General features: G+C 63.7%; 10 protein-coding genes. 8 read left to right on the top strand and 2 right to left on the bottom strand.

The window, feature by feature from the left end:
* The first annotated feature begins 7 nt into the window (after positions 1–7).
* Positions 8–355 carry a zincin-like metallopeptidase domain-containing protein gene (locus tag NN5_RS27375; protein WP_373280355.1) on the top strand — a complete coding sequence of 116 codons (348 nt, stop codon included), beginning with the start codon at positions 8–10 and terminating at the stop codon, positions 353–355.
* Here the strand turns inward: NN5_RS27375 and NN5_RS23490 are convergent.
* The gene (locus tag NN5_RS23490; RefSeq protein WP_020819407.1) at positions 244–1,170 is read right to left on the bottom strand and encodes a PLP-dependent cysteine synthase family protein; all 927 of its coding nucleotides are present in this window, start codon (positions 1,168–1,170) and stop codon (positions 244–246) included. The genes NN5_RS27375 and NN5_RS23490 overlap by 112 nt on opposite strands.
* Before the next feature lie 164 nt (positions 1,171–1,334).
* Here NN5_RS23490 and NN5_RS23485 point away from each other — a divergent pair, with 164 nt between their 5' ends.
* The 4 genes from NN5_RS23485 (at position 1,335) to NN5_RS23470 (ending at position 3,343) form a co-directional block, all read left to right on the top strand.
* Complete coding sequence (locus NN5_RS23485) at positions 1,335–1,946, top strand: DUF6927 domain-containing protein (protein WP_067738952.1); 612 nt, start codon at positions 1,335–1,337, stop codon at positions 1,944–1,946.
* A gap of 32 nt (positions 1,947–1,978) precedes the next feature.
* A complete protein-coding gene (locus NN5_RS23480) occupies positions 1,979–2,185 on the top strand; it encodes a hypothetical protein (RefSeq protein WP_020819411.1) in 207 nt (68 codons plus the stop codon).
* Positions 2,186–2,303: 118 nt separating this feature from the next.
* A complete protein-coding gene (locus NN5_RS23475) occupies positions 2,304–2,783 on the top strand; it encodes a hypothetical protein (protein WP_020819412.1) in 480 nt (159 codons plus the stop codon).
* Positions 2,784–2,836: 53 nt separating this feature from the next.
* Positions 2,837–3,343 carry a thermonuclease family protein gene (locus NN5_RS23470; protein WP_020819413.1) on the top strand — a complete coding sequence of 169 codons (507 nt, stop codon included), beginning with the start codon at positions 2,837–2,839 and terminating at the stop codon, positions 3,341–3,343.
* 35 nt (positions 3,344–3,378) lie between these two features.
* Here NN5_RS23470 and NN5_RS23465 read toward each other — a convergent pair whose 3' ends face one another.
* Positions 3,379–3,873 (bottom strand): hypothetical protein, encoded by a 495-nt coding sequence (locus NN5_RS23465; RefSeq protein ID WP_020819414.1) that lies wholly within the window; start codon positions 3,871–3,873, stop codon positions 3,379–3,381.
* A 28-nt stretch (positions 3,874–3,901) separates the two neighbouring features.
* Between NN5_RS23465 and NN5_RS23460 the strand changes: the two genes are divergently transcribed.
* The 3 genes from NN5_RS23460 to NN5_RS23450 all read left to right on the top strand — a co-directional run.
* On the top strand, positions 3,902–4,936 hold the full coding sequence (locus NN5_RS23460) for a deazapurine DNA modification protein DpdA family protein (RefSeq protein ID WP_020819415.1): 1,035 nt from the start codon (positions 3,902–3,904) through the stop codon (positions 4,934–4,936).
* A 61-nt stretch (positions 4,937–4,997) separates the two neighbouring features.
* On the top strand, positions 4,998–5,642 hold the full coding sequence (locus NN5_RS23455) for a hypothetical protein (protein WP_020819416.1): 645 nt from the start codon (positions 4,998–5,000) through the stop codon (positions 5,640–5,642).
* 262 nt (positions 5,643–5,904) lie between these two features.
* Positions 5,905–7,222 (top strand): hypothetical protein (locus NN5_RS23450; protein ID WP_306305121.1); only part of this gene is annotated, 1,318 nt, incomplete at its 3' end.

Genomic DNA, 7,222 nt, shown 5'->3' with positions numbered 1-7,222 from the left:
GGCCGAGATCGGGGCGGGGCTCTGCTGTGCTGACCTTGGTCTGCCCAACGTCCTCCATGACAGTCATGCGAGCTATGTGGCGCATTGGCTCGGTATCCTCCGCGGCGACAAGACCGCGATCATCCACGCTGCCGCCAAGGCTGAACAGGCTTTCGCGTATCTCAAAAGCTTCGGCGCGGCGAGCAAGGCGCAGCCGGCAGCCGACCGGATGCACGTCCATCGGGGCCACCCCCACGCCGAGGTTCAGTATTTCAGGCCGGTATCACAAAGCACCGTTGCCACGACGGCATCAGCCGTCAACCGCCCCGATGCCAGCAGCTTTGCCGCGGCGCAGACGTTCGCAGCGGCAGAATAGCCGACGTACAGGCCCTCGCGATGGGCCAGAGTACGCCGCCACTCTTCAGCTTCATCATCGCTGATGCCGACACTCATATCCATCAGCGACGGATCCCAGTGCGGCGGAACCGTGCCATAACCGATGCCCTGGAGTTTATGCCGGGCGTCGAGCACCGGTTCTCCGGCCAGCGGCCGCGCGTTCAGCGGTTCGACAGCGGCGCAGACCGTACCGGGATTGGCGCGCTTCAACGCCTTTGCAACGCCCACGAAGGTGCAGCCCGTGCCGACCGCTGCAACCCATCCGTCGACCGGGCCACCGAACTGCGCCAGGATCTCCGGGCCTGTCGTGGTCTCGTGCGCTGCGATCCCCTCTGCAGCGTTGAACTGATCGACGTAGAAACCGTCACGCGCCCGGGCGATCGCGCAAGCCGCCTGTGCGGCAGCATTGACATCGGAACCCGTCACCTGGCCCGGGCTTCCATCCACCTGGGCGATGAGCACCACTTCGGCGCCGAGTCCTTCGAGCATCTTCGCTCGCGCCGGACTGTTGCCTGCCGACATCGTGACGACGAGGGGATGGCCGAGCGCGGCGCATGCCACCGCCAGTCCGGCGCCCATGTTTCCGCTCGTCATTTCCACGACCGGCATTCCCGGCTTCAGCCGGCCATCCTCTCTTGCGGCAAGCAGGATCGCCTTGGCGGCACGGTCCTTCACACTTCCCCCGGGCAGCAGGAACTCGGCCTTGGCGATGATGCGACCAGGACCCGTGTAGATGCGATCCAGTGCGATCAAAGGCGTGCCGCCGATTATCTCAATGGCCGACGCGGCGAGCATGACTTCTCCGACAATGACGGGTGCGGAAGGTCACATCCGCACGACATGAAAATACTGCGACTTTGATACGCGGGCGTTCGCCTGCTGACCAGCGCTCGCGGCCCGACGATCCTCAAACCGGAAACGGCCAGCGGCCGGTTTCCTTCCTCAAGAAAGGACTCATCATGGGATGGCTCTTCATGCCCTTTACGTCGATGGGCGGCCACAAGACCGCCAAATCCTATCTCGACGCGCAGCTTACCTACGAAAACACGCTCGAGGACGGCACGAAACGCGGCCTCAGGGTGCTCGCGTCCTCCTGTCCGGGAAATCGGACCTATTACGCCGCAGCCCAGGAAATCGTGGACGGCATTGCCGGCAACGTTTTCGCGGTAGTGTGCCTGGTGCGCTGGAATCCACGCTCGCGCGATGGCCACCAGTTCGGGTACAAGGATATGACCGAAAATATGGGGCCATGCGAGGCCGACTGCCCCGCGGCGATCCTCGATCTGCTGAGCCCGACCGAGCATGAATATGCGCTCGATTGGCGCGCACGTTGCCGGGCGAACCTTGCGCACCGCGCGCGCAAACTCGCGGACGGGGATCGCATCCGGCTTCCCGAGCCGGTGACCTTCACCGACGGTAATGTCGCGCAGGAGTTCGTCGTCTGCAAGCGCGGCCGGAGGCTCGTGCTTCGCGATCCGCAGAATGGCTGCTTCTACCGGATCAGTCGCCTCATGACGCGCGCCTGGGTGGTCGTACCGGTCACCAAGATCCACAAGACGCTGTTTGCATGAGCGTCAATCCTCGAGGAGAAAGGGATCAGGTCATGACGACGGCCATCGACAGGCGTTGTCTGTCTCCCAAACGCCAGTTGCTCTGCAGCCGCGAGAATGCCCTGCGCGTCGCCAGCCGGATTTTCGATCATTCGCAGGGTAAGGTAAGCATCCTGCGCACTACCGATCCGCTGCAGCCTTTCCGCATCTCTACCGACCCTGCGTCGTCGGGCCTGATCGTCCTCGAGATGGTCGCCTGAAGCCCTCTCCATTCATGTCTTCCGGAGCAAAGCCCATCCGCATGCTGACCGCCGCTGCAACGCAGCCAGGCCCATGATCCCGCCGCTCGCGACCCATGGCAAGAGGGAAGGGGGATGAATGACGGTGTTCTCCAAGCTGGAAGGATCCGCCATGGACACTAACTTTTACATTACCGCGCGGTCTTCGAAATTCCCCCTCGACTACGCACACAGCAGGGAGGACGCAGCCGCGCTGCTCGCGCGTCACCGCGATCGCCATCCCGACGCTGTTGTCGAGTCCACCAACGCCTATTTCGAACGCACGCGCGCCGAAACATTGGCGTCATTTCCTCTCAGCCGGATCACGCAGCGTTTCTACGACGCTATGCTGGGCGTTCTCCCGCCACAATATATCAAGGGCGTTGCGGGCTTCTTTCTCTCCGAAGCGGCGACCCAGAACATCCACGCCCAGTTCATCGTGCATGGCGGCTGCACCTACGGTGGTTACGCGGACCTGGCGCGCGAATCCCGCAAGATCTGGACCATTGCCGACGTCCTTGAACTCGAAAGCCGGGCCGGCGCGCGCACCTTGACGTTCGACTGGTTTCCTGGGGACTGAACTTCGTGTTCGACGCAATGGAAAAGATCAGCGCCCTTTGTCATAGACATCGAATGTATCGTTTTCTGTGTTTCCTATTCCTTGTCTCCGCATGCGACGTCCGGGGTGCTCCCGTCAATGAGCCGGGGTTTACCGCATCCGCTCGCGCGCTCGATGGCGACACGATTGCAGCCGATTTCCGTCTCCTTGGTGTCGATGCGTTCGAGCGCCGTCAGCTCTGTGAACGGGCGCGGTCGTGCTGGGAATGTGGCAAGGCGGCTCAGGATCATGCCGCGCGGATTCTGGGCGAAGCCGACGCCCAAATCCGGCTCACCAACCGCTCGAGCTATGGTCGGCCGGTGGCGACTGTGACCGTGAAAGGCCGCGATCTCGGAGAGACGCTGATCCGCGCGGGTCTCGCCATTCCCCAACCCCAATTCCTGAAAACCGATCCGGCGCGTGCGAAGCAATATACCGAAGCCTTTGCCGCCGCGCAGCGAAACAAGGCTGGCGCGTTCGCTGGCCAGTGGATCGAGCCGGCTCGGTGGCGGCGCGGCGACCGCCTCGCTTGTGAGCGGTGATCTCCAAGGCTGGAGCGGCGTACCGCGCGGTCCCGTCAGGCAGTGAGGCCGGGATCGGCCCACCAGGAACGGCCTTGCCTGAAGTTCTCGGTTGAGGCGACGACAGGGCCATCCGGTTCGTCAGCTACATAAGGCGAGACCAGCGGACGTGCCCTGATTTTCCGGCGGTGGATGCTGCCCGCGACGCGGCCGCGCGCTTCGAGCAGCTCTTCGAGCCACATCAGATCGTCGAGCATCTCGACGATGCCGCGGCCAGCGAGGCAGAAATAGATGCAGCGCTGGAAATCGTCGCCTGCCGGATTGCTCAGGATGGACGCGAGCTTGCGCTTGCCGCCCGTCTCACCCTCATGGACCCAGGACATCGCCTCGCGCAGTTCGCGCACCGAATAATAGGCATCCTCGACATGCATACCGATCGCCGCATTGGCCAGCATGCGGCGGGTGGGGCGGTTTTGATCGTCAAGCGCGGCATCGCGCAGCGTCACATCGAGATCGAACGGTTCAAAATAGCGGGCGGCCTGCTCGGTCATTAAAAATCTCCCTTGAATGGAACATAACATGAACAATTATCCGGTCAAGTCACGCTCGATCGCTGTCATGGTGGGACTGCCGCACCTTGCTGATGGGGTGCTCCTGCGGCGCGCCCGACAGCTTCAGCAGCCCGTCCTGATTTCCGCCAATGCCCTGTCGCGCTGGTCGACGAAGCGAGGTTGGCGCGAATGGGCCGGCTGGACGACGCGGCCACTCATGAATGCGCATGGTCTTCGCAGCCTCAGCCTCGACAGCGCGGGGTTCAGCGCAATGGTCACCTATGGGCGCTATCCCTGGACGGTCGATGATTATGTCGGCCTGGCCGCAGCCTATCCATTCCGCTGGTGGGCAAGCCTCGACTATTGCGTCGAGCAGGAAGTGGCCAGCGATCGCAACGAGGTGCTCGACCGCATGTCCCGTACCATCCGGGCCAACATCGAATGCCGGCTGCGCGCTGAAAATGCCGGGATCGATGCGACCTTCATGCCGGTCATTCAGGGACGTCATCCCGGTGATTATGAACGCTGTGCAGTGGCGCTCGCGCATATGATCGAGCGCGCCGGGCTTGTCGGTGTCGGCAGCATGTGCCGGCGCCCTGTCCATGGCGCGGATGGACTGATCGCCGTCGTTGATCGTCTCGACCAGGTGCTGCCAAGGCAGACCCGTCTGCATCTCTTCGGCGTCAAGGGCGCCGCCATCCCCTATCTCACCGCCTTCGCCCATCGTATCGCCTCGATCGACAGCCAGGCCTATGGGGTCAGCGCGCGCATCGCCGCGCGACGTTGTGGTCAAGCCAAGACCGACCGCTTGGTGGCGGACCATATGACGCAGTGGTTGCTCAGACAGCATGCTCGCCTTGATCGGCCTTCGCGACAGTTGCCGGTGCAACCTGAGGTGCCGCCACCTCCCGAACCGGCAGACCCCTGGGAGCGGGTGATCGCACAGGCGCGCCGCGAGATACGCGATCTCATCGAAACCGGCGATCTCGACCATGACGAGATGACGGCCCTGTGGACCGAGCAATGGGCAGCGGACATCTACGGCGCAGCATCAGCGGACTGAAGGTGAGGAGAGGGGGAACGGAGGTGTGAGCGGCCGAACCGCTCGAGACCCGGAGACTCTCATGAATTATGATCTCGCCTTCCGCTACAGTCAGGCTCTCGATCCCAGCGCGCTGATCACGATCGGCACGGCGCTGCATGCGATCCACGCCGCCATCACCGATTGCCGCAACGCCGGCATCGATCTCGAACGTGATCCGGCGGTTATTCTGCTTGCGCGCCATCTGGGGACGGTGTGCGAAACGCGTGCACCGGACGCGGATCTGCGGCGCGACTGCATCGCGCGGATCGCCGAGCTGCGGAACCGGCCGGTTCTGAAGACGCTCGCCTATCGCGGCGTTGCCCATGACGAGCCCGCCAAGCGCCTGTTTCATTCGGAGGGGCGCGCCGCCATGCGCCGCCTGGCCGACGCCCTCGCGCTCGACGAGGGCAGTTTCGATATCCGGTCCAACAAGGGTGGTCCCGCCGTGTCAGGCGAAGTGACGCTGCACGGCGAGGATGTCTGGGTGCAACTCTCGCTCGGCCTCTCCGGTCCCGATCGGGAAGTGTGCTTTCGCAAGGTGCAGGGCCGCGACGATCATCTTGGAGACCGTAATTGTTGGGCGTCAATCCGCGAACTTGTCGACCCGGGCCGCTTCGCCGCACGAATCCGGCGGGAGCTTCGCTTGTCCACATCGCAGCCCGTTGTTCCCCGTCTCGTCGCCTGAACGAAGGCGATCATGCGCATTCTTTTCGTCCGCGTCAGGATCGGCGTCCAGGAGTCGGGCTATTCCTATCGCCTCTATATACCTTTCACGGAAAGTTCGTTCGAACGGCAAGCGTTGATCTCGGTGCATTCCGATTTCGGGCGCGGGCTTGCGCGCGCGTATGCCAGTTGTGGGTGTGATCGAGAAACTGTCGGAGCGGTACGCTGTCCCCTCCGACCATCGCCGCCACGTCTCCTGGGATTCGCATCGAAGGAGACCGATGATGTCAGAGCCGTTTGACCCCGCTGACACCGACGCATGGATTGCCCATGGTCGAAGCCCGGTACAAGCAGCGGCGCTCGCTGATGCCTGGCGCCGCTTCCCGGACCTTGCGAACGATTCCCCACTCGATCAGCGCATGGCACGTATGCGCGAGCGTGTCACGGCACTGCGGCCGGTGATGGAAGCGATGGCGCACATGGTCGAGGCGGAACGACAGGCCCGCAATTTCGCCTTCACCGCAAGACGAGTCGCCGAGGGACGGGGGGATGATCGCGATCGTGCCATTCTGCGCGCGCGCGATCTCCATGGCCATGACTGGGATCGATCGGTCCGCTATGCCGATGGCTGGTATGCCGCGCATGCGGGCTGGGATCCCGAATGCCGCAAGCCTGGCCCACTCGATGCGGGCGCCGAAGCCTATGATCACGGCTTTTGCGATGGTGGCGGCAACCGCGATGACCTCTTCGACACCGCGCGCCGCGCCTTGATGGTGGATCGCACACCAACGTCTTCGGCCATTTTGCCCGCGCGGCCTCGTCCCAGCGAATGGCTCAAGCCGACTGACGTGCCGCGGCCGGCACGCTGGCATCGTCGCCTCCTCCTGATCGGTGCGCCCGAAGCCGGACTGGTCGCCGCGCCGGCAAAAACGGCCCTGCTTCGTCCGGCTCTCGATTCCTGCTCGGGCTGCGGGGAGGCGACCATCGTCGTCATTTCCGGAGCCGGTTTTCACCCTCTCGATAGAGCCGATACGGCGCTGCCCCTCGGTGGTCCCGAAGCACTGGAGGTACTCGCGTCCGATCGCGCACTCCAGGCCTGCTTGCGGGCGCTGCTCGGTGATCGCGACTTTGATGACATCCTTGTCGCTGCCCAAGGGTATTATCTGGCTTTGCTCGATGCACATGCTGCAGCGCTTCCGCTTTGCCGGACAATGGAACGAACGCGGAACACCGCGCTCCAGCAACGGACGCACTTTCGTATCTGGCTCGACCGTGGGTTTCTCGCGGGCCAGACGGTCGGGGCAGGCCACATTCGTTGGGGCAAGGCCGTCAATGGCCTGACGGGCCGGCTCGGAGAATTTACGGCCCGTTATGCCGGCAAGCTTCCCCCGCGCGGCCACCGCATCGTCATCGAAACCGCCGACGGTAAGCCTGCCGCGGGCTTCGTCACGGCGCGAGGCGAGCCATTGGCATGGGAAACCGTCATCGCAAATCGCGCCCGTCTGCGCAGCACGATGGCAGCGCGCCTGCGGGCATTCGGCGGTGCAACGCGGCTGGCATGGCCAAGGCCAGCAAACACGTCAATCCAGGGAAGGAACGATT

The organism is Novosphingobium naphthalenivorans NBRC 102051 (genome assembly GCF_001590985.1).
GTDB classification, from domain to species: Bacteria; Pseudomonadota; Alphaproteobacteria; order Sphingomonadales; family Sphingomonadaceae; genus Novosphingobium; species Novosphingobium naphthalenivorans.
This window is presented reverse-complemented; position numbering and strand designations above follow the sequence as displayed.

Bases quoted from the DNA above. Each gene is read 5' to 3' on its own strand.
- NN5_RS23490 (WP_020819407.1), bottom strand. From the start codon at position 1,170: ATGCTCGCCGCGTCGGCCATTGAGATAATCGGCGGCACGCCTTTGATC.
- NN5_RS23485 (WP_067738952.1), top strand. From the start codon at position 1,335: ATGGGATGGCTCTTCATGCCCTTTACGTCGATGGGCGGCCACAAGACC.
- NN5_RS23480 (WP_020819411.1), top strand. From the start codon at position 1,979: ATGACGACGGCCATCGACAGGCGTTGTCTGTCTCCCAAACGCCAGTTG.
- NN5_RS23475 (WP_020819412.1), top strand. From the start codon at position 2,304: ATGACGGTGTTCTCCAAGCTGGAAGGATCCGCCATGGACACTAACTTT.
- NN5_RS23470 (WP_020819413.1), top strand. From the start codon at position 2,837: ATGTATCGTTTTCTGTGTTTCCTATTCCTTGTCTCCGCATGCGACGTC.
- NN5_RS23465 (WP_020819414.1), bottom strand. From the start codon at position 3,873: ATGACCGAGCAGGCCGCCCGCTATTTTGAACCGTTCGATCTCGATGTG.
- NN5_RS23460 (WP_020819415.1), top strand. From the start codon at position 3,902: ATGAACAATTATCCGGTCAAGTCACGCTCGATCGCTGTCATGGTGGGA.
- NN5_RS23455 (WP_020819416.1), top strand. From the start codon at position 4,998: ATGAATTATGATCTCGCCTTCCGCTACAGTCAGGCTCTCGATCCCAGC.